Source organism: Streptomyces sp. NPDC088725 (assembly GCF_044751305.1).
GTDB lineage: Bacteria > Actinomycetota > Actinomycetes > Streptomycetales > Streptomycetaceae > Streptomyces.
Genome location: NZ_JBIVLO010000001.1, coordinates 33,259 through 57,592 on the forward strand (window position 1 = coordinate 33,259; position 24,334 = coordinate 57,592).

Annotated in this window: 20 protein-coding genes; 12 read left to right on the plus strand and 8 right to left on the minus strand. The window is 70.7% G+C overall.

Annotated features, from left to right (window positions below; translation table 11 throughout):
* Positions 1-7 precede the first annotated feature (7 nt).
* The 5 genes from ACIP6N_RS00135 to ACIP6N_RS00155 all read right to left on the minus strand — a co-directional run bounded on the left by ACIP6N_RS00135 (position 8) and on the right by ACIP6N_RS00155 (position 5,214).
* Positions 8-1,684 (minus strand): FAD-dependent monooxygenase, encoded by a 1,677-nt coding sequence (locus ACIP6N_RS00135; protein WP_401811585.1) that lies wholly within the window; start codon positions 1,682-1,684, stop codon positions 8-10.
* 175 nt (positions 1,685-1,859) lie between these two features.
* Positions 1,860-2,759 (minus strand): amino acid ABC transporter permease, encoded by a 900-nt coding sequence (locus tag ACIP6N_RS00140; protein WP_401811587.1) that lies wholly within the window; start codon positions 2,757-2,759, stop codon positions 1,860-1,862.
* The gene (locus ACIP6N_RS00145; RefSeq protein ID WP_401811589.1) at positions 2,756-3,430 is read right to left on the minus strand and encodes an amino acid ABC transporter permease; all 675 of its coding nucleotides are present in this window, start codon (positions 3,428-3,430) and stop codon (positions 2,756-2,758) included. The genes ACIP6N_RS00140 and ACIP6N_RS00145 overlap by 4 nt, the downstream gene beginning before the upstream one ends.
* Positions 3,431-3,522: 92 nt before the next feature.
* Positions 3,523-4,347: a glutamate ABC transporter substrate-binding protein gene (locus ACIP6N_RS00150; RefSeq protein ID WP_401811590.1), complete on the minus strand. Its 825-nt coding sequence runs from the start codon at positions 4,345-4,347 to the stop codon at positions 3,523-3,525.
* Positions 4,348-4,428: 81 nt separating this feature from the next.
* Positions 4,429-5,214 carry an amino acid ABC transporter ATP-binding protein gene (locus ACIP6N_RS00155; protein WP_401811592.1) on the minus strand — a complete coding sequence of 262 codons (786 nt, stop codon included), beginning with the start codon at positions 5,212-5,214 and terminating at the stop codon, positions 4,429-4,431.
* 247 nt (positions 5,215-5,461) lie between these two features.
* Between ACIP6N_RS00155 and ACIP6N_RS00160 the strand changes: the two genes are divergently transcribed.
* Positions 5,462-6,175 carry a response regulator transcription factor gene (locus ACIP6N_RS00160; RefSeq protein ID WP_401811593.1) on the plus strand — a complete coding sequence of 238 codons (714 nt, stop codon included), beginning with the start codon at positions 5,462-5,464 and terminating at the stop codon, positions 6,173-6,175.
* Positions 6,176-6,181: 6 nt separating this feature from the next.
* Positions 6,182-7,573, plus strand: coding sequence for an ATP-binding protein (locus ACIP6N_RS00165; protein ID WP_401811594.1), 1,392 nt, complete (start codon positions 6,182-6,184; stop codon positions 7,571-7,573).
* Between the two features lie 31 nt (positions 7,574-7,604).
* Here ACIP6N_RS00165 and ACIP6N_RS00170 read toward each other — a convergent pair whose 3' ends face one another.
* Positions 7,605-8,615, minus strand: a complete 1,011-nt coding sequence (locus tag ACIP6N_RS00170; protein WP_401811595.1) for a TAXI family TRAP transporter solute-binding subunit — start codon at positions 8,613-8,615, stop codon at positions 7,605-7,607.
* Positions 8,616-8,727: 112 nt separating this feature from the next.
* On the opposite strand from ACIP6N_RS00170, the gene miaB reads away from it, so the two are divergent.
* Both miaB and ACIP6N_RS00180 read left to right on the plus strand, forming a co-directional pair.
* The gene (gene miaB, locus ACIP6N_RS00175; protein WP_401811597.1) at positions 8,728-10,218 is read left to right on the plus strand and encodes a tRNA (N6-isopentenyl adenosine(37)-C2)-methylthiotransferase MiaB; all 1,491 of its coding nucleotides are present in this window, start codon (positions 8,728-8,730) and stop codon (positions 10,216-10,218) included.
* 69 nt (positions 10,219-10,287) lie between these two features.
* The gene (locus ACIP6N_RS00180) at positions 10,288-10,998 is read left to right on the plus strand and encodes a class III extradiol dioxygenase subunit B-like domain-containing protein (RefSeq protein WP_401811598.1); all 711 of its coding nucleotides are present in this window, start codon (positions 10,288-10,290) and stop codon (positions 10,996-10,998) included.
* 121 nt (positions 10,999-11,119) lie between these two features.
* Here the strand turns inward: ACIP6N_RS00180 and ACIP6N_RS00185 are convergent, their stop codons facing one another.
* Entirely contained in the window at positions 11,120-11,368 is a 249-nt protein-coding gene (locus ACIP6N_RS00185; RefSeq protein ID WP_401811600.1) for an antitoxin, read from the minus strand.
* A 120-nt stretch (positions 11,369-11,488) separates the two neighbouring features.
* Here ACIP6N_RS00185 and miaA point away from each other — a divergent pair, with 120 nt between their 5' ends.
* The 6 genes from miaA (at position 11,489) to hflX (ending at position 19,367) form a co-directional block, all read left to right on the plus strand.
* On the plus strand, positions 11,489-12,427 hold the full coding sequence (gene miaA / locus ACIP6N_RS00190; protein WP_401811601.1) for a tRNA (adenosine(37)-N6)-dimethylallyltransferase MiaA: 939 nt from the start codon (positions 11,489-11,491) through the stop codon (positions 12,425-12,427).
* A gap of 107 nt (positions 12,428-12,534) precedes the next feature.
* A complete protein-coding gene (locus ACIP6N_RS00195) occupies positions 12,535-12,987 on the plus strand; it encodes a hypothetical protein (RefSeq protein ID WP_401812575.1) in 453 nt (150 codons plus the stop codon).
* 17 nt (positions 12,988-13,004) lie between these two features.
* Positions 13,005-13,919: a diaminopimelate epimerase gene (dapF, locus tag ACIP6N_RS00200; RefSeq protein WP_401811602.1), complete on the plus strand. Its 915-nt coding sequence runs from the start codon at positions 13,005-13,007 to the stop codon at positions 13,917-13,919.
* 139 nt (positions 13,920-14,058) lie between these two features.
* The gene (locus ACIP6N_RS00205; RefSeq protein ID WP_401811603.1) at positions 14,059-16,134 is read left to right on the plus strand and encodes a RelA/SpoT family protein; all 2,076 of its coding nucleotides are present in this window, start codon (positions 14,059-14,061) and stop codon (positions 16,132-16,134) included.
* 125 nt (positions 16,135-16,259) lie between these two features.
* Positions 16,260-17,714: a M1 family metallopeptidase gene (locus tag ACIP6N_RS00210; protein ID WP_401811604.1), complete on the plus strand. Its 1,455-nt coding sequence runs from the start codon at positions 16,260-16,262 to the stop codon at positions 17,712-17,714.
* A 147-nt stretch (positions 17,715-17,861) separates the two neighbouring features.
* Positions 17,862-19,367, plus strand: coding sequence for a GTPase HflX (gene hflX, locus ACIP6N_RS00215; protein WP_401811606.1), 1,506 nt, complete (start codon positions 17,862-17,864; stop codon positions 19,365-19,367).
* Between the two features lie 99 nt (positions 19,368-19,466).
* On the opposite strand, the gene ACIP6N_RS00220 is transcribed toward hflX, so the two are convergent.
* On the minus strand, positions 19,467-20,690 hold the full coding sequence (locus tag ACIP6N_RS00220; protein ID WP_401811608.1) for a trypsin-like serine peptidase: 1,224 nt from the start codon (positions 20,688-20,690) through the stop codon (positions 19,467-19,469).
* A 259-nt stretch (positions 20,691-20,949) separates the two neighbouring features.
* Between ACIP6N_RS00220 and ACIP6N_RS00225 the strand changes: the two genes are divergently transcribed.
* Entirely contained in the window at positions 20,950-22,380 is a 1,431-nt protein-coding gene (locus ACIP6N_RS00225; protein WP_401811609.1) for a diaminobutyrate--2-oxoglutarate transaminase family protein, read from the plus strand.
* 74 nt (positions 22,381-22,454) lie between these two features.
* On the plus strand, positions 22,455-24,323 hold the full coding sequence (locus ACIP6N_RS00230) for an IucA/IucC family protein (RefSeq protein ID WP_401811610.1): 1,869 nt from the start codon (positions 22,455-22,457) through the stop codon (positions 24,321-24,323).
* Positions 24,324-24,334 lie beyond the last annotated feature (11 nt).

Genomic DNA, 24,334 nt, shown 5'->3' on the forward strand with positions numbered 1-24,334 from the left:
GCGAGGGTCAATTGAGGTCCGCAGTTCGGTCAACCGGAGTGGTCGCGGGCGTGTCGGAGGGGTCTCCGCCGCGTACCGCGTCGGCCGCCGCGTAGAGGTCCGCGGGCCGCACCCCGTCGAAAGCGGCGACGAGATGCCCGTCGGGCCGCGCCAGCAGCACATTGTGCGCGGACGCCCCCGGGTAGGCCTCCGTGACCAGCAGCTCGGCCCGCACCGGCAGGGCGGTCACCGCCGCCGCCAGCCGCGGCATCACGCCCGCGGTCAGCCAGTGCCTGCGGTCCCACACCCCGGTTCCCGGCGCCACGAGAACCACCAGCAGCCGATCCTGCCCGAGCCGGTCGCGGAGCCGTACGGACTCCCCGTCGGGGGCGGTGACCAGCACGTCGGCGAGGGGCGCGCCGGTGAGCGTGGCGACCGCCGTGTGCGTCTCGGCGTGCGGAGGCGCGAGAGGGGAGTGCGGGTACGAGGGCGGCGCGCCCAGCGGCCCGTTCCCCAGGTGCCCGTCCGCCAGCAGGGTGTCGTACCCGCGAGAGGCGCCGGGCAGGTACGTACGCAGCCCGCCGCCGCCCCGCAGTATCGGCAGCGACTGGTCGGCCGCGCGCAGCCGGGCGGCGACGGCGGTGCGCCGCTCCGTCTGGTAGCTGTCCAGCAGGGTGTCCGAGGCGCCGTGGTGCCAGGCGTGGGCCAGCTTCCAGGCCAGGTTGTCGGCGTCCCGCAGCCCTTCGTCGAGACCCTGGGTGCCGACGGCCCCCAGCAGGTGGGCGGCGTCCCCGGCGAGGAACGCCCGGCCCACCCGCCACCGGCGCGCGAGGCGGTGGTGCAGTGTGTAGACACCGGTGTCGAGCAGTTCGTACGGCGGGGTCTCACCGCACCAGCCGGCCAGGGTGTCCCTCAGCCGGACGACCAGCGCGTCGGGTGTGACCAACTCGCCGCGCGAGGGGAGCAGCCAGTCCAGCCGCCAGACGCCGCCGGGGAGCGGCCTGGCCGAGATCTCCTCGCCTCCGCTGCGCCAGGAGGGCTGCCGGTGCAGAACGGCTTCGCCCGGCCAGGGCAGCTCGGCGCGGAGCGCGGCGACCGCGTGCCGTTCCACCGCCGTGCGTCCGGGGAAGCGGATGTCGAGCAGCTTGCGGACCGTGGACCTGGCGCCGTCGCAGCCCACCAGATGACTGCCGCGCCACCACGTCGCTCCCGGGCCCCGGGTGTGCGCGGTGATCCCGTGGGCGTCCTGCTCCAGCGAGTCGAGGCGGCTTCCGGTGATCACCTGGATGAGTTCCTGTTCCGCTACGGCCTCGCGCAGCCCGCGCGACAGAGCGTGCTGCGGGATGTGCAGGGGGGACGGGCAGCGGACCTCGCCGTCGTCGCCCGCGCCGTCGCCGACATCGTTCACACGGCCTTCCGCGACGTCGGCGACGGCGGCGTCGGCGAGGGGGAGCCGGCGCGTCAGCTGCTTGCGGCGCAGGGAACGCCAGCCGGTCCAGTGCGTGCCCTCGTCGCGGAGAGTCGTGCAGCCGAGCCGGGACACCAGAGCGGCCGTGTCCGGCCGTAGAACGACCGTACGAGCGGGCCGGGGGTCGTCCGTGCCTGATCCTTCGTCAAGGACGACGCTGGGCACACCCTGCGCGGCGAGCGCGAGGGAGAGCGCGAGGCCGACGGGGCCCGCGCCGACGACGATCACCGGGTCCACGGAGCGACCCCTCCGGCCCGTACGGTCATGCGGTCAGTGGTGCTTGGCGCCCGGTGCGTGATCACAGAACGTATGCAACCCACTGGGGATGCCCCCGTCAAGTGACCATGGGGGCGCACGTAGGCCGCCTGGCCCCGCAGGGATCAGGCGGCCCACCGTGTGAGGCGCGGACGGGTCAGCCGGCGCCCGAGCCGTGGCCTGGAGTGTTGAGTTCCTGTGCGTCGCCGGCTCCGAGAACCGCCCCCGTGCTCCTCTTGGCCCGGCGCAGCCGCTGTTCCAGCCGGCCGGCGAGCGCGGTGATCGAGGAGTTCAGCGCGATGTAGATCACCGCGATGACCGTGAACGTGGCGATGGTGTTCGCGCCGTAGTTCGCGGTGATCGTGCGGCTCTGCGAGAGGAGTTCCGGCAGCCCAAGCAGGGCGCCACCGAGCGCGGTGTCCTTCACGATCACGACGAGCTGGCTGACCAGGGCCGGCAGCATGGCCGTCACACCCTGCGGCAGCAGGACGGACGTCATGGTCTGGCCCTTGCGCATCCCGATCGCCTTGGCGGCGTCGGTCTGCCCGAACGGCAGCGACAGTATGCCCGCCCGGACGATCTCCGCCATGACCGAGGCGTTGTAGAGCACCAGGCCGGTCACGACCGCGTACATCGGCCGGATGTCGGACGAGATGGTGCTGTACTCCGCGTACGCCTGGTTCGCGAAGAGCATCATCAGCAGGACGGGGATGGAGCGGAAGAACTCCACCACGACACCGACCGGTCCCCGTACCCACGCGTGGTCGGAGAGCCGTCCGATGCCCAGGAGCGCCGCGAACGGCAGGGCGATCACGATGGACAGGCCCGCCGCAGTCAGGGTTTTCCCGAGACCGGGCAGCAGGTAGGTCGTCCATGCCTGGGAGTCCGTCGCGAACGGGCTCCACTTCTCGGACGCCAGCTGGCCCTTGTCGGCCATCGCCGCGAGCACCCACCAGGCGGCGAGTGCGCACAGCACCACGAACAGGACGGTGTAGAGGACGTTGCGGCGCTTGGCGCGGCTGCCGGGGGCGTCGTACAGAACGCTTGTCGCACTCATCGCTTCACCGCCACACGCTTGCCGACCCAACCGAGGATCAGACCGACCGGGAGGGTCAGGACGATGAATCCGAAGGCGAACACCGCGGCGACCGCGAAGATCGCGTCACTCTCGTTCTCCATCATTTCCTTCATCAGCGCCGCGGCTTCCGCGACGCTGATCGCCGCGGCCACCGTGGTGTTCTTGGTCAGTGCGATCAGTACGTTCGCCAGCGGAGCGACAACGGTACGGAACGCCTGCGGAAGCACGATCAGCGTCAGCACCTGGAAGAAGCTCAGGCCCAGCGCGCGGGCGGCCTCCGCCTGGCCCACCGGCACGGTGTTGATGCCGGAGCGCAGCGCCTCACAGACGAAGGTGCCCGTGTAGGCGACCAGGCCGAGAACGGCGAGCCGGAAGCCGATCTCCTTGAAGTCCTGTCCACCGAGCGCGATTTGCAGCGTCTGGTTGAGCCCCACGGAGCAGCCGAGGATGATCACGGTCAGTGGGGTGTTCCGGACCAGGTTGACGTAAGCGGTGCCGAAGGCGCGCATCAGCGGAACAGGGCTGACCCGCATCCCGGCCAGCAGCGTTCCCCAGACGAGGGAACCGACCGCGGAGTAGAGGGTGAGTTGCACCGTCACCCAGAAGGCGCCGAGCACGTCGTACTGCCCGGTATCAAGAAAGTCGAACACGATGCCCCGCGCTCTCCCCAAAATGGCTGGTAGGAAAGCGCCGCCGGACGGACCGGCGGCGCGTTACTGCTGTGTCGGCGGTCGCGCGGGCGTCAGCCGATCTTCGGGGCAGGCTCGTTCTTGTAGTTGGCCGAACCGAAGTTGGCCGTCACGGCCTTCTCCCAGGAGCCGTCCGACTCCATCTTCGTGAGCGCGTCGTTGATCTTCTTCTGGAGGTCGGCGTCGCCCTTCTTGAGGCCGATGCCGTAGTTCTCGTCGCTCAGCTTGAGGCCGGTGAGCTGGAACTTGCCCTGGTGCTCCTTCTGCGCGGCGTAACCGGCGAGGATGGAGTCGTCCGTGGTCAGGGCGTCAACAGCCTTGTTCTCCAGGCCGGTCAGGCACTCGGAGTAGCCGCCGTACTGCAGGAGGTCTGCCTTCGGGGCGAGTTCGGTCTTCATGTTCTGCGCCGAGGTGGAACCCGTCACCGAGCAGAGCTTCTTGGAGTTCAGGTCCTCGGGCTTGGTGATGCTCTTGTCGCCCGCGCGGACCAGCAGGTCCTGGTGCGCGAGGAAGTACGGGCCGGCGAAGTCGACCTTCTGCTTGCGCTCGTCCGTGATCGAGTAGCTGGCGACGACGAACTTCACGTCACCGTTGGAAATGAGGTTCTCGCGCTCGGCGCTGGGAGCCTCTTTCCAGTTGATGTCCTTGGCGTCGTAGCCCAGTTCCTTGGCGACGTACGTGGCGACGTCGATGTCGAAGCCGGCGAAGGAGCCGTCCGGCGTCTTCAGGCCGAGACCGGGCTGGTCGAACTTGACACCGATGTTGATCTTGCCGCCCTTGTCACCTCCGTCTCCGCTGTCGCTCTTGCCACATGCGGTGGCGGTCAGCGAGAGGACGAGGAGCGCAGCGGCTGCGGTGCTTGCCTGGTGAAGCTTCATGTGTGGACTTCCCTCGGATGAGACGTGGGCGAAAAGGTTCCGGCAGAGCGGCGATCACGGTCCGTGAGTGATGCCGGGACGTCAGTGGTGCAGGATCTTGGAGAGGAAGTCCTTGGCACGGTCACTGCGCGGATTGCTGAAGAATTCCTCGGGGGTGGCCTCTTCGACGATCTTGCCGTCCGCCATGAAGACGACACGATTGGCCGCGGAGCGCGCGAAGCCCATCTCGTGGGTGACGACGACCATGGTCATCCCCTCGCGGGCCAGCTGCTGCATGACCTCGAGGACCTCGTTGATCATCTCGGGGTCGAGCGCCGAGGTCGGCTCGTCGAAGAGCATGACCTTGGGCCCCATCGCCAACGCCCGCGCGATCGCGACGCGTTGCTGCTGACCGCCCGAGAGCTGGGCCGGGTACTTGTCGGCCTGCGTACCCACACCCACACGGTCCAGAAGGGCGCGGGCCTTGTCCTCGGCTTCCTTCTTGTCCAGCTTGCGGACCTTGATCTGGCCCAGCATGACGTTCTCCAGCACGGTCTTGTGCGCGAAGAGGTTGAACGACTGGAAGACCATGCCTACGTCGGCACGCAGCCGCGCGAGCTCCCTGCCCTCCTGCGGCAGCGCCTTTCCGTCGATCGAGATCGAGCCCGAATCGATCGTTTCCAGGCGGTTGATGGTGCGGCACAGTGTGGACTTCCCGGACCCCGACGGTCCGATGACGACCACGACTTCGCCGCGGGCGATCGTCAGATCGATGTCCTGGAGCACATGCAGCGCGCCGAAGTGCTTGTTGACGTTGCTCAGTACGACCAGGTCGTCCGTCGCCTGTCCGGCGTCCCCGGCACTCTTGGTCACTGACACTCCGCTCATCGGCTTAATGCTCCGTCCTCCTCGGTTGGAAGGACCTTAGTCACGCACTGCGATCAACGTCATTACATCTGAGCGGAAATTGAGTATTACGAAACGGCTGCGGGCCGACAACTCGGTGCACATGTGAGGACACACGGGGTACCAGGCGGATAACGGAAACATGAGGGTAACGAGAAGGCCCTTGACTGACGGACCGGCATAGGAATGGATGCCTGTACGCAGTGTGACCACGACCACAAGGGGGGGTATGAGACTGCTGCTGGTCGAGGACGACGACCACGTCGCCGCCGCGCTTTCCGCCGTGCTTGCCAAACACGGTTTCGCGGTGGTGCACGCCCGCAACGGCGCGGAAGCGCTCCGCGCGCTGCTGCCCGCCGCCAATCAGGGCAAGCCGCCCTTCGGCGTGGTCCTTCTGGACCTCGGACTACCCGACCAGGACGGCTATCAAGTCTGCGGGAAGATACGGAAGATCACCTCGACGCCGGTGATCATGGTGACCGCGCGTGCCGACGTCCGCTCCCGTATCCACGGGCTGAATCTCGGCGCCGACGACTACGTCACCAAGCCGTACGACACCGGCGAACTGCTCGCCCGCATCCATGCCGTCAGCCGGCGCACGCCGAACACGGAGGAGCCGGAGAAACCCGCCGAGGCACTTCCGTCCCTCGGCCGCGTCCACATCGAGGTGCCCACCCGCCGGGTGACCGTCGACGGCGCGGCCATACAGCTGACCCGCAAGGAGTTCGACCTGCTCGCCCTGCTCGCACAGCGCCCCGGAGTCGTCTTCCGCAGGGAGCAGATCATCAGTGAGGTCTGGCGCACCAGCTGGGAGGGGACGGGCCGCACCCTCGAAGTGCATGTCGCGTCCCTGCGCCACAAGCTCGGTATGCCGACGCTGATAGAGACGGTACGGGGCGTCGGCTACTGCCTTGTCGCGCCGACCGTGAACCAGGGTCCGTAGCGGCCGGTGCGCACCCGACTTCTGCCGCTGCTCATCATCCTCATGGCGGCCATCCTCCTCGCTCTCGGCTTCCCGCTCGCGGTGAGTCTCGCCAACGCGCAACAGCAGCAGGTTGTCGTCGACCGCATCGACGACACCGCGCGCGTCGCCGCGCTCGCCCAGTTCGTGGCCGAAGGCCGCTCGGGCACGGACGAGCGGCGCGAGATGCTGGAGAGCGAACTCACCCGGTACCACGATGTGTACGGGATCAGGGCGGGTGTCTTCTACCGCGACAACGAGGCCATGGCGCGCGCCCCGAAGACATGGAGCGTGCCCGTCGACGGCGAGGGCCGCAAGGCGTTCGGCGAGGCTCTGCTCGGACGCCGCAGTGACGATCCGCCTCAGGTCTGGCCGCTTCAGCGGGGCCGGCTCATCGTGGCCTCACCGGTCGTACGGGACGGTGACGTCATCGCGGTCGTGGTGACCGACTCGCCCACGGAACAGATGCGTGCACGCATCCTGCGGGGCTGGCTGATCATCATCGCCGGCGAGGTGGTGGCGATGCTGGTCGCCGTGGGAGCGGCATTCCGGCTGACGGGGTGGGTCCTGCTGCCGGTACGGGTGCTCGACGCGGCCACCCACGGCATCGCCACGGGCCGGATGAAGTCCCGGGTCGCCGCGGCCGGCGGCCCGCCCGAACTGCGGCGCCTGGCACGCTCGTTCAACGAGATGGCCGACAACGTCGAGGATGTGCTCGAACAGCAGCGCGCCTTCGTCGCCGACGCCTCCCACCAGTTGCGCAATCCGCTCGCCGCGCTGCTGCTGCGCATTGAGCTGCTGGCCCTCGAACTTCCGGAGGGGAACGAGGAGATCGCGTCCGTACGCACCGAGGGCAAACGCCTCGGCCAGGTCCTTGACGATCTGCTGGACCTGGCGCTGGCCGAGCACGCCGCGGCCGATCTGCGGCTCACCGACATCGGCGAGCTGACCGCGGAACGCGTCGCCGCGTGGCGGGCCGTCGCGGACGAGAAGGGCGTACGGCTGACCGAGCACGGAGCGCATGTCACGGCCTGGGCGGATCCCGTCGCGCTCTCCAGCGCTCTGGACGCCGTCGTGGACAACGCTCTCAAATTCACTCCGGCGGGTGAAGAGGTCGTGGTCACGGTCGGGCGGGGCGGCGAGACCTGCACCATCGTCGTCAACGACGGTGGACCCGGGCTCGCGGACGACGAGCTGGCCCGGATCGGCGACCGGTTCTGGCGCAGCAACCGGCACCAGAACGTCAAGGGCTCGGGGCTCGGCCTGTCGATCTCGCGGGTGCTGCTCACCGCGGGCGGCGGCTCGATCGCGTACGCGCACGGCGAGCCCCGAGGTCTGCGTGTCACGCTCACTGTTCCGAGGATGTCCCCGCAGGCCTGAACGCCCGCTCTCCCGGACAGCGGGCCCGGGCCTATGGCTTGACCGACCGGTAGTAGCGCTTGGCGCCCTCGTGGAGCGGCAGCGGGTCCGTATAGATGGCGGTCCGCAGATCCACCAGCTGCGCGGGGTGCACCTCGTGGCCGATGCGGTCCCGGCTGTCGATCACCGCGCGGGTCAGGGCCTCGGTCATGGACGGATCCATCCGGTCGGTCGTGACCAGGAGATTCGACACGGCCACGGTCGCTATGGCCGCGCCGTTCTGCGCCCTGGGATAGGCGTCGGCCGGCAGCTCCGCCGAGCGGTAGAAGGTCGAGGCCCTGTCGCCCGTCGCGTGCAACTCGGTGACCAGCGACGCTTCCAGTGGCACCAGCCGTATGTCGAAGCGCTCCGACAGCTGTTCCACGGCGAGGGTGGGCAGACCGCCCGACCAGAAGAAGGCGTCGAGCTGCCCGTGCTCGATGAGACCGGGCGCGGTGTCTATCCCCACGGGCGCCGCGCTGACGGACCGCGACGAGTCGAGCCCGACGGCCTTCAGCAGCCGGTCGGCTATCAGCCGTACGCCGGACCCCTGCTGGCCCACGCCCACCCGTTTGCCGCGCAGATCCCGGATGGAGTGGATCTCCGAGTCCTTCGGCACGATCAGCTGTACGTAGTCGTCGTACAGCCGCGCGCAGCCGCGCAGCCGGTCCGCGCCTGTGCCGCCGTTCTTCTGGTACTCCGCGACCGCGTCGGCGGTCGCGATCGTGACGTCGGCCTCACCGATCGCCACCCGCGAGATGTTCTGCTGCGAGCCCTCACTGGTCTGGAGCGCCACTGACACATCCGGCAGATCGCGCGCCAGTTCGTTCTTGAGCAGCGTTCCGTACCGCTGGTAGACCCCGCTGGTCACCCCCGTACTGAACGTGACGGAGCCGTGCGGGGACGATGTCCCGAAGGGCAGCAGCCACCACAGCAGCAGCCCCAGCACCACCAGAAACGCGGCGGCTGCCCGCAGAGTGCGGCGGCGGCTGAGCCAGGACGGTACGGACAAGGCGGCGAGCATGGCGTGATCCTGCCAGTTCGCTCCTCGTGATGGCCAGGGCCCATGATGGCAAGGGCCCATCTGACGAAGCCCCGGACGGTTGCCCGGGGCGACCCCGTACCCTGGTGGCGAGATGAGCGCGAAGACCTACGAAGTGCGCACCTACGGGTGTCAGATGAATGTCCACGACTCCGAGCGGCTGTCGGGCCTGCTGGAGGGCGCGGGATACGTCCGTGCCCCCGACGGCTCCGACGGCGATGCCGATGTCGTCGTCTTCAACACCTGCGCGGTGCGGGAGAACGCCGACAACAAGCTGTACGGCAACCTCGGCAGACTCGCCCCGATGAAGACCAGGCGTCCCGGCATGCAGATCGCCGTCGGCGGCTGCCTGGCCCAGAAGGACCGCGACACGATCGTGCGGCGCGCTCCCTGGGTCGACGTGGTCTTCGGGACGCACAACATCGGCAAGCTGCCCGTCCTCCTGGAGCGTGCGCGCGTCCAGGAAGAGGCGCAGATCGAGATCGCCGAGTCGCTGGAAGCCTTCCCCTCGACGCTGCCGACCCGCCGGGAGTCCGCCTACGCCGCGTGGGTCTCCGTCTCCGTCGGCTGCAACAACACCTGCACCTTCTGCATCGTCCCCGCGCTGCGCGGCAAGGAGAAGGACCGCCGCCCCGGCGACATCCTGGCCGAGGTCGAGGCGCTGGTCGCCGAGGGAGTCTCGGAAGTCACGCTGCTGGGCCAGAACGTCAACGCGTACGGTTCCGACATCGGCGACCGCGAGGCGTTCTCCAAGCTGCTGCGGGCCTGCGGCTCGATCGAGGGCCTGGAGCGCGTCCGGTTCACCTCGCCGCACCCCCGCGACTTCACGGACGACGTGATCGCCGCGATGGCCGAGACGCCGAACGTGATGCCGCAGTTGCACATGCCGCTGCAGTCGGGCTCGGACACGATCCTGAAGGCGATGCGCCGCTCGTACCGCCAGGACCGCTACCTCGGCATCATCGACAAGGTGCGCGCCGCCATCCCGCACGCGGCCATCTCCACCGACATCATCGTGGGCTTCCCCGGCGAGACCGAGGAGGACTTCGAGCAGACGATGCACGTGGTGCGGCAGGCGCGCTTCGCGCAGGCGTTCACCTTCCAGTACTCGAAGCGACCGGGGACGCCGGCCGCCGAGATGGACGGACAGATCCCGAAGGAAGTCGTCCAGGAGCGCTACATGCGGCTCTCCGCCCTCCAGGAGGAGATCTCCTGGGAGGAGAACAAGACGCAGGTCGGCCGCACGCTCGACGTCATGGTCGCCGAGGGTGAGGGCCGCAAGGACGGGGCCACCCACCGGCTGTCCGGCCGCGCGCCCGACAGCCGTCTCGTCCACTTCACCAAGCCGGACGAGCCGGTGCGCCCCGGGGATGTGGTGACCGTCGACATCACGTACGCGGCGCCGCACCACCTGCTCGCCGAGGGGCCGGCCCTCCGGGTGCGCCGTACCCGCTCGGGAGACGCCTGGGACAAGCGCAACGCGGCCGCCGGCGAGCGCCCCGCCGGGGTGCTGCTGGGGCTGCCCACGGTCGGCGTCCCCGCCCCGCTGCCCGCGGTGGCGGGCGGCTGCGGAGTCGAGGCGTAGGTCCGGCCCGGGCCCGGGCGTAGGTCCGGCCCGGGCCTTGGCGCTTTTCGCGCGCGTTAGGGTGCGGGCATGCTGGTCGCCGCTGCCGTCTGCCCCTGTCCGCCGCTGCTCGTGCCCGCCGTGGCGTCGGGGGCAGCCCCCGAACTCGATGCCGTACGGGCCGCGTGCGCCGACGCCCTCGGGGTGCTCGCCGCCGCCAGGCCCGACCGGCTCGTCGTCGTCGGGCCCGCCGGGCGGGACGGCCCGGGGCCGTATCCGCAGGGCGCCGTCGGGTCCTTCCGGGGCTTCGGCGTGGACGTCGAGACCGTGCTCGGCGTATCCGGCGGGCGCTGCGAGCGCCCGCTGCCGACCTCGCTGGCGGTCGGGGCCTGGCTGCTGGAACACGTCCGCTGGTCCGCCGCCCCCGTCACCGGTCTGGGCGTGGCGGGGGAAATACCCGCCGACCAGTGCGTGCGGGCGGGACAGGAACTGGTCGGGCGGCCGGGGAGAGTGGCGCTGCTGGTGATGGGCGACGCCAGTGCCTGCCGCTCGCTGAAAGCGCCCGGGTATCTCGACGAGCGGGCGGCCGGTTTCGACGCACGCGCGGCAAGGGCCCTGGAGACCGCCGACCTTGAGTCGCTGGAGTCGCTGGACGTCGGCCTGGCGGCCGAACTGAAGGTGGCCGGCCGGGCGCCCTGGCAGGTACTGGCGGGCGCGGCAAGGGGAGCGGACCTGGGCGGCGCGCTGCTGTACGAGGACGCCCCCTATGGCGTCGGCTACCTCGTCGCGGCCTGGTCCTGACGCACCGGAAGCCCCGGGGACCGCACCCACGGCAGCGGCCGCGAAGCGCCGGTCGAGGCGTCCCGCGGCCGTAAGGGTGAGCCGGAATGTCGCTGAGCGGGGATGTCGCTGAGCGGGGATGTCAGGGGGCGGACGGTGGCGGCGGCGGGGGAGTGCCGTCGTCCTTCTGGGCCATCCGGTCGATGGCGCCCTTCGCCTTGCCCGTCCCGGACTCGATCTTGTCGCTGTACTTGCCCTTGGTCTTCTCGTCGACCGTCTTCGCGGCCTTGTCCAGGCCGTGGCCGATCCTGTCCCCGTGCTGCTGAGCGAGATCGGAGACCTTGTCCTTGGCCGGAGCGATCCTGGCCTTGAATGAATCCTTGAATCCCATGGGGCACCTTCCCTCGGTGGGAACTACAGCCTACGGGCGAGCGCCCCCGACAGCCTCGTTGTCCGCCGCCACCCGGGTAACCCGTTCGGGGAGCGGTCCCTTGTTTGCGAGACTGGGACCGTGACAAGTGCAGCTCCCGCACCGCGGGTCATCGCCGTTGTCGGTCCCACCGCGGCCGGCAAGTCCGATCTGGGCGTCCATCTCGCCCGGCAACTTGACGGTGAGGTAGTCAACGCCGACTCCATGCAGCTCTACCGGGGAATGGACATCGGCACCGCCAAGCTGACACCCGCCGAGCGCGCCGGCGTCCCGCACCACCTCCTCGACATCTGGGACGTCACCGAGGCCGCGAGCGTCGCCGAGTACCAGAAGCGGGCCAGGGCGGAGATGGACCGGCTGCTCGCCGAGGGCCGTACGCCGGTCCTCGTGGGCGGCTCCGGGCTGTACGTACGAGGCGCCATCGACGCCCTCGACTTTCCGGGAACGGACCCCGAGGTACGCGCCAGGCTCGAAGGCGAACTGGCCCTGCGCGGCTCCGGCGCCCTGCACGCCAGGCTGTCCGCCGCGGACCCCCAGGCCGGCCGCGCGATCCTGCCCAGCAACGGCCGGCGCATCGTCCGGGCGCTCGAGGTGATCGAGATCACCGGCAAGCCCTTCACCGCCAACCTGCCGGGCCACGAGGCCGTGTACGACACGATCCAGATCGGCGTCGACGTCGAACGCCCCGAACTGGACGCGCGCATCGCGCTGCGGGTCGAACGGATGTGGAGCGCGGGACTGGTGGACGAGGTGCGCGCGCTGGAGACCCAGGGCCTGCGGGAAGGCCGTACCGCCTCGCGCGCGCTCGGCTACCAGCAGGTGCTGGCCTCGCTCGCCGGGGAGTGCACCGACGAGGAGGCGCGCGCCGAGACCGTACGGGCGACCAAACGCTTCGCGAGGCGTCAGGACTCCTGGTTCCGCCGGGACGCGCGGGTGCACTGGCTCGACGGAGGGGCGGAGCACCGCGAGGAACTCCCGCAGCGGGCACTGGCGTTGGTCGAACGGGCGGTCACAGCCTGATCACGTGATGGCATCGGGACGCTCAGCCCGTCATTCCGGGACCCGGGAGCGTGCCATCATCGAGCATCGATCGACCAGTGGAGTCCGAGTTGGGAGGGCGCGTGGCGATGGAAGCCGGCCCTCGCGAAGGTGAACCCATTACCCAGGTCACACAGGAAGCCCCCCCACGGTTGAGTCCTGGACTGAGCCCCGACGGGCCCGACGAAGAAGAAGCCGTCACCCCCGAGGTCGAGGTCGAACTGCGCCCGCAGCGCAGGCTGCGCATCTGGCAGCTCGCCCCGATCGTGATGCTCGCGGCGGTCGGCTCGCTGATGTTCGCGTTCCCCCTCGCCTTCGGCACCGGTGACGTCGGAGCGGTCGTAGCGATGCTGGGCCTGCTGATCAGCTGCTGCGCCGCCGGCGGGGCCATGATGGCCGCCCGCCGCGTCGGCCACACCTGGCCGGGACTGCCGTCCCGTGCCTCCGGCGAGCGCCCCGACTGGCGGGTCGTCGCGCTGTACGTGACCATGGCCGCCGCACTGGTCGCGCTCGCGGTCTGGCGAGTCGCCCGACTGCGCTGAACTCGTACGATGGACCTGTGAGTACCTCGCAGACCGCGCCGATCCCCTTCCTCAAGGGCCACGGCACGCAGAACGACTTCGTGATCGTCCCCGACCCGGAGAACACCGTCGGGCTGTCCCCCCGGGTGGTGGCCGCGCTCTGCGATCGCAGAGCGGGCATCGGCGCCGACGGGGTGCTGCATGTCGTGCGGTCCGCCGCGCATCCCGAGGCGCGCGCCATGGCCGGCGAGGCCGAGTGGTTCATGGACTACCGAAACGCCGACGGATCCATCGCCGAGATGTGCGGCAACGGTGTGCGGGTCTTCGCCCGCTACCTGCGGCGCGCGGGTCATGTGCAGGCGGGCGATCTCGCAGTCGCCACCCGCGCCGGGGTGAAGCGGGTGCACATCGCCAAGGGCACGGGAGCAGAGCGCGCGGACGGCGCCGAAGACGGCGACATCACCGTCCACATGGGACCCGCCGCGTTTCACAGGGGCGCCGTGACGGTCACGGTCGGCGACCGCGACTGGCCCGCCGTCCACGTCGACATGGGCAATCCGCACGCGGTCGCCTTCGTCGAGGACCTGGCGCACGCCGGAAACCTGTACTCCGCGCCGGCCTACGCCCCCGCGTCCGTCTATCCGGACGGGGTGAACATCGAGTTCGTCGTCGGCCGGGGCCCGCGCCATGTCGCCATGCGCGTCCACGAACGCGGCTCGGGCGAGACCCTGTCGTGCGGCACCGGCGCCTGCGCCGTCGCCGTGGTCGCGGCCCGCAGGGACGGCGTCGACCCGGCGGTGACCGGAACGCCCGTCACATACACCGTGGACCTGCCCGGCGGACGGCTGCTGATCACGGAACGCCCGGACGGAGAGGTCGAGATGACGGGGCCGGCCGTCATCGTGGCCGACGGGCGATTCGACCCGCTCTGGCTCGAAACGGCCTTCGGATAGAACCTCGCTCGAATGGGTGATCCGTTTCACGCTCGGCGGGAGCTGGTCCGGTCCGCGTGATGGGCTCGATAGCATCAAGTACCGGCCCGGAGGGCGCTCCTGCTCCTCCACCGCCGGTCGAAGCTGTTGGAGGTGCCCCATGAGCGCAGAGGCCACCAGCCCCGGTGCCCACAGCCGCAAGCGCGGTCTTCCCAGGATCGACCTCCGCAGGATCGGGAGAGCCGCGCTGCTCGGGCCCGCCACCAGGGACCGGCTGCCCGACGCCATGGGACACGTCGCGGACGCCCACCGCGCGCACTACCCGGAATCCGACCTCGCCGTGCTGCGCAAGGCGTACGTCCTCGCCGAGGCCTCGCACCGCGGCCAGTACCGCAAGAGCGGCGACCCCTACATCACCCATCCGCTGGCCGTCACCCTGATCCTCGCCGAACTGGGCGCGGAGACCACGACGTTGACGGCATCGCTCCTCCACGACACCGTCGAGGACACGGACGTGACGCTCGATCAGGTGCGCGCCGAGTTCGGTGACGAGGTCTGCTATCTGGTCGACGGCGTGACGAAGCTGGAGAAGGTCGACTACGGCGCCGCGGCGGAGCCCGAGACCTTCCGCAAGATGCTCGTCGCCACCGGCAACGACGTCCGCGTGATGTCGATCAAGCTCGCGGACCGGCTGCACAACATGCGCACGCTCGGTGTGATGCGGCCCGAGAAGCAGGCCCGCATCGCCAGGGTCACCCGCGACGTCCTCATCCCGCTCGCCGAGCGCCTGGGCGTCCAGGCGCTCAAGGCGGAGCTGGAGGACCTGGTCTTTGCGATCCTGCGCCCGGAGGAGTACGAGGAGACCCGCGCGCTGATCGAGGAGAACGCCACGGCGGGGGACGCGCTCGCGGCCATCTCCGAGGACGTCAGGAAGGTCCTGCGCGACGCGGGCGTCAGCGCCGAAGTCCTCGTCAGGCCACGGCACTTCGTATCCGTGCACCGCTCCAGGCTGAAACGCGGCGAACTGCGCGGCACGGACTTCGGCAGACTGCTCGTGCTGGTCGGTGAGGACGCGGACTGTTACGCGGTCCTCGGCGAGCTGCACACCTGCTTCACGCCGGTGATCTCCGAGTTCAAGGACTTCATCGCCGCGCCCAAGTTCAACCTGTACCAGTCGCTGCACACCGCGGTCGCGGGACCGGACGGCGCGGTCGCCGAAGTCCTCATCCGTACGCACCAGATGCACCAGGTCGCCGAGGCCGGCGTCGTCGCTCTCGGCAATCCCTACGCCGCCGTCGACGTGACGGAACCGCAGGAGGGCGAGCGCGCCGACCCCACCAGGCCGGGGTGGCTCTCCCGCCTCCTGGAATGGCAGCAGGCGACCACCGATTCCGAGACCTTCTGGACGACGCTGCGTGCCGATCTGGCGCAGGAGCGGGAGATCGCCGTCTTCCGCGCGGAGGGCGGGATGCTCGGACTGCCCGCGGGGGCGACCTGCGTGGACGCCGCGTACGCCCAGCACGGAGACGCGGCGCACGGCTGCCTCGGCGCGCGCGTCAACGGCCGTCTGGCACCGCTGAGTACGGTCCTCGGCGACGGCGACACCGTCCAGCTGCTGCTGGCCCAGGACACCACGTCGGGACCCTCGCCGGAGTGGCTCGACCACGCGCACACTCCCGCCGCGCGGATCGCGATCACGGGCTGGCTCGCGGCGCACCCGGAAGCGGTGAGGGCGCCCGCGGCCGCGCCCCGCGCGCCCTCCGCCGTGAGCGCCGGCCAGCGCGGCGCGGCCAACGTCGTGGTGGACCTGCCGGACGCGGCCGTACGGCTCGCGGGCTGCTGCACGCCCGTACCGCCGGACGCGGTCACGGGCTTCCCGGTCAGCGGCGGGGCCGTCACCGTCCACCGCGAGGAGTGTTCCGCGGTGGCCAGGATGCGCGCTCTCGGCCGGGCGCCGGTCGCGGTGAGCTGGACGGACGCGGCGGACTGCCGCGTCACCCTGTACGCGGAGTCCTTCGGGCGCCCGAGGCTGCTCGCCGACCTCACGGAAGCCATCGCCACGGAAGGCGCCGCGATCGTCTCCGCGACCGTGGAGCCGCCCAACGAGCAGCGCGTACGGCACACGTACACGCTCCAGCTGCCCGACGCGGCAGGACTGCCCGGGCTGATGCGCGCCATGCGGGACGTGCCGGGGGTGTACGACGTGAGCCGCGCCCAGCACCCGGCGGCCAGCTGAGACACCGGCCGCTTGCCGGACCGGACTGCCCGACCCGGGGCCGCTGAGGTGCCCGGCCGTCTCGTTCGGGTGGATGTGGAGCGAGCCGTCGCCGCGCTCCGGGCGGCCGCTGATAGCGGTGGTGCATGCCGCTCATCTCACCGCGCCTGCGCGCCGTCCTGCTGGCCGCCGCCTCCGCCTCCCTCGTCGCCGCCACTCTGCCCGCGCCCGTACCGCTCGGTATCGGGGACCCGCTCTTCCCGGAACTGGGCAACCCCGGCTACGACGTACGCGCCTACGACATCGGCTTCACCTACGGCGGCGACAACACCGAACCGCTGGAGGCCGTCACCAGGATCGACGCGCTGGCGACCGAACGGCTGGAGCGGATCAACCTCGACTTCAGCCACGGCACCGTGCGTTCCGTCGAGGTCAACGGAGCGCCCGCGCGCTTCGCGAGCGCGAGCGAGGACCTGGTCATCACCCCCGCGAAGGCCGTGGACCCGGGCATGCCCCTGCGGATCACCGTCGGCCACACCAGCGACACCGGCGGGAAGAAGGGCGGCTGGATCCGCACCACCGACGGTCTGGTGATGGCCAATCAGGCCGACGCGGCCCATCGTGTCTTTCCCAGCAACGACCACCCCTCCGACAAGGCGTACTTCACGTTCCATGTCACTGCCCCGCAGCGGCTGGCCGTAGTCGCCAACGGCCTCCCTGTGGCGAAGACTCGCCACGACGCGACCACCACCTGGACGTACCGCACCGAACACTCCATGGCCACCGAACTCGCGCAGATCACCATCGGCGACTCGGCCGTCATCCACCGCGAGGGGCCGCACGGACTGCCCGTACGGGACGTCGTGCCGGCCGCCGACCGTGAGCTGCTGGAGCCGTGGCTCGCGAAGACCCCGGAGCAGATCCGCTGGATGGAACGGCAGCTCGGCACCCCGTACCCCTTCGAGACGTACGGCGTGCTGATCGCCGGCGCCGTCACCGGCTTCGAGCTGGAGACACAGACGCTCTCGCTCTTCGAACGCTCCCTGTTCACCCGTACCGAGTACCCCGAGTGGTACGTCGACTCGGTGATGGTCCACGAGCTGTCCCACCAGTGGTTCGGCGACAGCGTCTCGCCGCGGTCCTGGTCGGACCTGTGGCTCAACGAGGGGCATGCCAGCTGGTACGAGGCCCTGTACGCCCAGGAGCACGCGCGGATGCCGCTGGAGACGCGGATGCGCGAGGCCTACCGGCAGTCCGACGTCTGGCGGGCCGCGGGCGGCCCGCCGGCGGCCCCGGAGCCCCCCACCGCGGGCCACCCGATCAGCCTGTTCCGTCCCGTCGTCTACGACGGCAGCGCCCTCATCCTCTACGCGCTCCGGCAGGAGATCGGCGAGCAGGACTTCGCCCGCGTGGAGCGCTCGTGGGTACGGGACCACCGCGACGGGACGGCGACCACCGCCGACTTCACCGCGCTCGCCTCGGAGGTCGCGGGGCGTGACCTGTCCGCCTTCCTCGAACCGTGGCTGTACGGGAAGAAGACCCCGCCGATGCCGGGACACCCGGACTGGCACAGCGTGGCACCCGCCGGAAACAGCACGTGAAACACATGTGACGGCCGGAGCGAACCGTGCCACCATCAAGGGGCCGGTCAAGGGGCCGGCGGCATGGCCGGGAATCAATCCCGGCCGTCACCCGTTGTGACTGCTGAGCCGGGTGGACCGGCCTTTCCGATCGACGTAAAGGATCCAATGACCTCCTCTTCATCCACTTCCCAGGACGCGCAGACCTTCGAGGACAGCCGCACGGCGGACCCGCGCACGGACAGCCTTCGGGCCGATGCCCTGATGGAAGAGGACGTCGCCTGGAGCCACGAGATCGACGGTGAGCGGGACGGGGACCAGTACGACCGCTCCGACCGTGCCGCGCTGCGGCGCGTCGCCGGCCTCTCCACCGAACTCGAAGACGTCACCGAGGTCGAGTACCGGCAGCTGCGCCTGGAGCGCGTGGTCCTCGTCGGCGTGTGGACCTCCGGCACGGTCCGGGACGCGGAGAACTCCCTCGCGGAGCTGGCGGCCCTCGCCGAGACGGCGGGCGCCGTGGTGCTCGACGGAGTCGTCCAGCGCCGCGACAAGCCCGACTCCGCCACGTACATCGGCTCCGGCAAGGCGCAGGAGCTGCGGGACATCGTCCTCGACAGCGGCGCCGACACCGTCATCTGCGACGGTGAGCTGAGCCCCGGTCAGCTGATCCATCTCGAAGACGTCGTCAAGGTCAAGGTGGTCGACCGCACCGCCCTGATCCTCGACATCTTCGCCCAGCACGCCAAGTCCCGTGAGGGCAAGGCGCAGGTCGCGCTCGCGCAGATGCAGTACATGCTGCCGAGGCTCCGCGGCTGGGGTCAGTCGCTCTCCCGGCAGATGGGTGGCGGCGGCGGTGGCGGCATGGCCACGCGCGGTCCCGGTGAGACCAAGATCGAGACGGACCGGCGCAGGATCCGCGAGAAGATGGCGAAGATGCGCCGGGAGATCGCGGACATGAAGACCGGCCGCGAGATCAAGCGGCAGGAGCGCCGGCGCCATCAGGTGCCGTCGGTCGCGATCGCCGGATACACGAACGCGGGCAAGTCGTCCCTGCTCAACCGGCTCACCGGTGCGGGCGTCCTGGTGGAGAACGCGCTGTTCGCCACCCTGGACCCGACCGTCCGCCGCGCGGAGACGCCGAGCGGCCGGCTGTACACGCTGGCCGACACCGTCGGATTCGTCCGGCACCTGCCGCACCACCTCGTCGAGGCGTTCCGCTCCACGATGGAGGAGGTCGGCGACTCCGACCTGATCCTGCACGTGGTGGACGGCGCCCACCCCGCGCCGGAGGAGCAGCTCGCCGCCGTGCGCGAGGTGATCCGCGACGTGGGCGCGGTGGACGTCCGCGAGATCGTCGTGATCAACAAGGCGGATGCCGCCGATCCGCTGGTCCTGCAGCGATTGCTGACGGCGGAGCGGTACGCGATCGCCGTCTCGGCCCGTACCGGCCAGGGCATGGCGGAGCTGCTGGCGCTGATCGACGCCGAGCTGCCCAGGCCCGAGGTCGGGGTCGAGGTGCTCGTCCCGTACACGCAGGGCGCTCTGGTCTCCCGGGTGCACGCCGAGGGCGAGGTGCTGTCCGAGGAGCACACCCCGGAGGGCACGCTGCTCAAGGCACGGGTCCACGAGGAACTGGCGGCCGCGCTCGCCGCGTACGTACCGGTCGCGCCCTGACCTGACCGGGCCTGGTCCGACCGGCACCGGCCTTGAGCGACGCATGACGGCGGCCCGTCCACTCTCCCGGGAGAGTGGACGGGCCGCCGTCATGCGTCGCTACTTGTCCGCGAACTTCTTGCTGACCCCGTCGTAGACGCCCTGTGCCACGTCACCGAGGCGCGGACCCGCCAGCCATCCCGCGCTGACCGGGCCGATGGAGGTGTTGGACACCAGGGCGGGCTTGCCGTCCTGACCGGTGGCCACCCAGCCGCCGCCGGAGGCACCGCCGGTCATGGTGCAGCCGACGCGGTACATCGTCGGGTCAGAGGCGTTCAGGGACAGCCGGCCCGGCTTGTCCGCGCACTGGAAGAGCTTCTGGCCGTCGAACGGCGCCGCCGCCGGGTAGCCGGTCGCCGTGACGTCGGCGATCTCCGTCGTGGCAGGCTCGTTGAACTCCACCGGAAGCGCCGAACCGACCGTTTCCTCAAGCGACTTGCCGGTGCTGCCGCCCTCCGGGGTGACGTGGATCACCGAGAAGTCGTACGGTGCGCCGTCGCCGCCGCTGGGGCCGCCCTGGGAGATCCACTGCTGGGACGTCTGCGCCCAGTCGGCCCACCAGACGCCGTGCGGAGCGATCTCCTCCTTCGGTGCCGTCTCCAACTCGGCCGAGGACAGGCCCTTGTCGTTGTACGCGGGCACGAAGGCAAGGTTGCGGTACCAGCCGCCCTCCTTGCCCGCGTGCACGCAGTGCCCCGCCGACCACACCATGTTGGACTTGCCGGGATGCGCCGGGTCCTTCACGACGGTCGCCGAGCAGACCATCGAGCCGTCCGGGCTGTCGAAGAACAGCTTGCCCGCCTCGGCCGCGTGGGCGCTGTACGGAGCGCTCACCGCCGCGGCCTCGACCGGCGCCGGCGTCGGGTCGGTCACCCCCTCGTCACTCGAGAGGTCCGGGGCGACGGGCTTCTCGGGCGCCTTGTCGGCATCCCGCATCCGCTCGGAGTCCCAGAGACCGGCGATGATCGGATTGACGAAGTCCCTGGCCTCCCGCAGCCACGTCTCCCTGTCCCAGTTCTTCCACTCGCCGTTCTTCCAGTTGTCCAGATCGAACCCGTGGTCCTTGAGCTTTTCCTTGAGGCCGTCCGGAATGACGATCTTGCCGTCGGACGAACTGCCGCTCGACACGCTCGGGTGGTCACTCGCGTCGTCCTCGCCGGAACCGCAGGCCGTGGCGGTGAGCGCGAGAGCGACGGCGACGGAAGCCATCGCGAGAGCGGGCGAGACTCCGCGCCGAGCGCTTCCCTGACGGCGAGCGGTGAGCTTCGGGCGAATGGGTCGCATGGTGGAAATCCCCCTGTGGCGTCGGAACGGTTCCCTCGAAAAACGCACAACTGACACACCCCGGTCACTCTGAGGAGTCAGGATGCGGCCCCCACTATGCCGGTGCCGGAGCGGACGCCCGACGGCAGGGCCGCGGTTCCGCGCCCAAGGGATCTTCCCCGTGCCCGTGATCCACCGGGCACCTCGTCGTTGAGACCTGAGAGGCGCCCATCGAGCGTCCGCCCCCGTACATCCGGCTGTCCGGAGCCGTACGCGCACCATGACCGTGACACCGGGAGGACCTACCGCCGTGACCGAACCAGCACCGGTGGCGGCGACCGTCACCCACGAAGGCACCCTGCGGCGCCAGACGTCACGTGAGCCGTCGGCGCGCACGTACGCGGGCTCGCTGCCCGTCGTGCCGGTGCGGGCCCGGGGTCTGACGATCGAAGGGGCCGACGGGCGGCGGTACTTGGACTGCCTCTCCGGCGCCGGGACACTGGCTCTCGGGCACAACCACCCGGTGGTCCTGGAAGCGATCAGATCCGTTCTCGACTCCGGCGCGCCACTGCACGCCCCCGGCCTCGCGACCCCCGTGCAGGACGCCTTCACGGCGGAGTTGTTGACCACGCTGCCGCCACGGCTGGCCGAGAACGCCTCGGTGCGGTTCTGCGGACCCACGGGCGCCGACGCGGTCGGGGCCGCCGTCGGACTCGTCCGTACCGCCACCGGCCGCGGCGGACTTCTCGCCTTCACCGGGGCACACCACGGAATGACGCCTTCGGCCCTCGGCGGACCCGGCCGCGCCCAGGACGTACAGGTGACCCGGCTGCCGTTCCCGTACGACTACCGTTGCCCCTTCGGCGCCGGCGGCGAACGCGGCGCCGAACTCGCCGCCCGCTGGACCGAGAGCCTGCTCGACGACCTCAGGGACGGTGTGCCCGCTCCGGCGGGCATGATCCTCGAACCGGTCCAGGGCGAGGGCGGGGTCATCCCGGCCCCCGACACCTGGCTGCGCAGAATGCGCGAGATCACCACCGACCGTGCCATCCCCCTCATCGCCGACGAGGGGCAGACAGGGGTCGGACGCACCGGCACGTTCTGGGCGGTGGAACACAGCGGAATCACCCCCGACGTCATGGTGCTCTCGCAGGCGATCGGGGGGTCCCTGCCGCTGGCCGTGATCGTGTACCGCGCGGATCTCGAACGCGGCGAACCCGCCGCCCGCCCGGGCTCGTTCCGCGGCAACCAGCTCGCGATGGCCGCAGGCACGGCGACCCTCGCGTACGTACGGGAGAACGGCCTCGCGGCGCGCGCCGGGCTGCTCGGCGCGCAGATGCTCCGGCAGCTCCGGGGCCTCGCCGCCGGCCATCACCGAGTCGGAGACGTACGGGGCCGCGGCCTCATGATCGGTGTCGAGCTGGTGGACCCGGAGAGCGGCGGCGACGGCCCGGCCGCGCCCCCGGATCCCGCACTCGCCGAGGTCGTCCGGCGCGAATGCCTCAGCCGCGGCCTCATCGTCGAACTCGCCGGACAGCACACCGCCGTCGTCCGGCTGCTCCCGCCGCTCACCCTCACCGACGAACAAGCCGTGGCGGTCCTCGACCGGTTCTGCGACGCCCTGGCCGCCGCCGAGCGTTCCGTGGTCCGGCGTTCCGTACCCCGGCCTTCCGCGCCTCGGCGGTCCCTGCTCCGGCGGAGCGCCGGCTGATCGTCGTCGTACCGACCACCCCCGGACCTCCCGGCGTCGGCCTCCACCCCGGCCCCCTCACAAGGAAGCTTTCCGTGAACCCCACCCCCACGCCCGTCCCTCCTTCTGTGCCCGCGCCCGTCTCCGTTCCCGCGCCCGCTGTCGCCGCCGAGTCACCGACCGTGCCGCGGCAGCAGGCGGGCAGCCCCGCGGAGGAGCACACCCACGCGGCGGCCTCCCCGCCGGCCGACCTCCTCGACCACCCCGACCCGCGGCGGGCGGCCGACGCGGCGGCGGTGGAGAACCTGCTGCGCTGCTGGGTCAGGGAGAACAACCTGCCCCAGCCCGCCGGTGACCTCCTGCGGATCCCGCTCGACATGAGCGGCGCCGCGCTGCTCGTCCCCGTCCTCTACTGGTCGCCGACCGGCTGGCACCGCTTCGGCGCGCCCCTTCTGGAGGGCGTGACTCCGGACGCCCCCGCCGCCGAAGCCGTCACGGTCGCAGCCCTTCTCGGCCGGGAGTCGGGCCGGCCGCAGAGTGCCGATCTGGTCGGCAGGGTCGCCGACTCCGTCGACCGCACAGCCGACTTCCTCGCGGACCGGCGCCGCAGGCCAGAACCCGCCGAGGGCGCCGATCTCTTCCTCACCGCCGAACAGTCGCTGCTGCTCGGGCACCCGCTGCATCCCACGCCCAAGAGCAGGCAAGGACTCTCCGAGGCCGAAGTACGCTCCTACTCACCGGAGTTGCGCGGATCCTTCGCCCTGCACTGGATGGCCGTCGACCGGTCCGTACTCGCCACCGACTCGGCGTGGACCGAACAGGGCCGTGTCGTACGGGCCGAACAGCTCACCTCCCGGCTCCTTGCCGGTCTGCCCGTCCCCGAGCGCACCGTCCCGCTGCCCCTGCACCCCTGGCAGGCCCGCGAACTGACGCACCGTCCCGCCGTCACCGCGCTCCTCGACGCCGGACTGCTCCACGACCTCGGGCCGTCCGGTGACCGCTGGCACCCCACCTCCTCGATCCGTACGGTGCACAGGCCCGGCGCCGCCGCCATGCTCAAGCTCTCCCTCGGCGTACGGATCACCAACTCCCGCCGCGAGAACCTGCGCAAGGAACTCCACCGCGGAGTCGAGGTCCACCGGCTGCTGCGCAGCGGACTCGGCAGGGAACTGCGGTCCGCCCACCCGGGGTTCGACATCGTCCGCGACCCCGCCTGGCTGGCCGTCGACACCCGGGACGGAGAACCGGTCGGCGGACTCGACGTCATGCTGCGCCACAACCCGTTCGGACCCGCCGACGACGCCGTCTGTGTCGCGGGGCTGACCGCCCCGCGACCCTGGCCCGGCCGCCCCGGTGTGCGTTCGCGCCTCGCGGAGACCGTGTCCGGGCTCGCGGCCCGCACCGGCCGGAGCACCGGAGCCGTGGCCGCCGAGTGGTTCCTGCGCTACCTCGACCAGGTCGTGCGCCCGGTCCTCTGGCTGGACGGCACGGCGGGCATCGCCCTGGAAGCGCACCAGCAGAACACCCTGGTGCTCCTCGACCCCGACGGCTGGCCCATCGGCGGGCGCTACCGCGACAACCAGGGCTACTACTTCCGTGAGTCGTACAGGACCGCCCTGGAGCGCCGTCTCCCCGGCATCGGTGTGGCCAGCGACACCTTCGTCTCCGACGAGGTCACCGACGAACGGTTCGCCTACTACCTCGGCATCAACAACGTATGCGGGCTGATCGGAGCGTTCGGCGCGCAGGGTCTCGCCGACGAGCGCGTCCTCCTCGCCGCCTTCCGTCAGTTCCTGGCCGGGGCCCTGCCGCTCGGCTCGCCGCTGCCCGGCCATCTCCTCGACGCGCCCACCCTGCGGTGCAAGGCCAACCTGCTCACGCGGCTGCACGATCTGGACGAACTCGTCGGCCCGGTCGACACCCAGTCCGTCTACATCACCCTCACCAACCCCCTGAGCCGGTGACCGAACGCGTC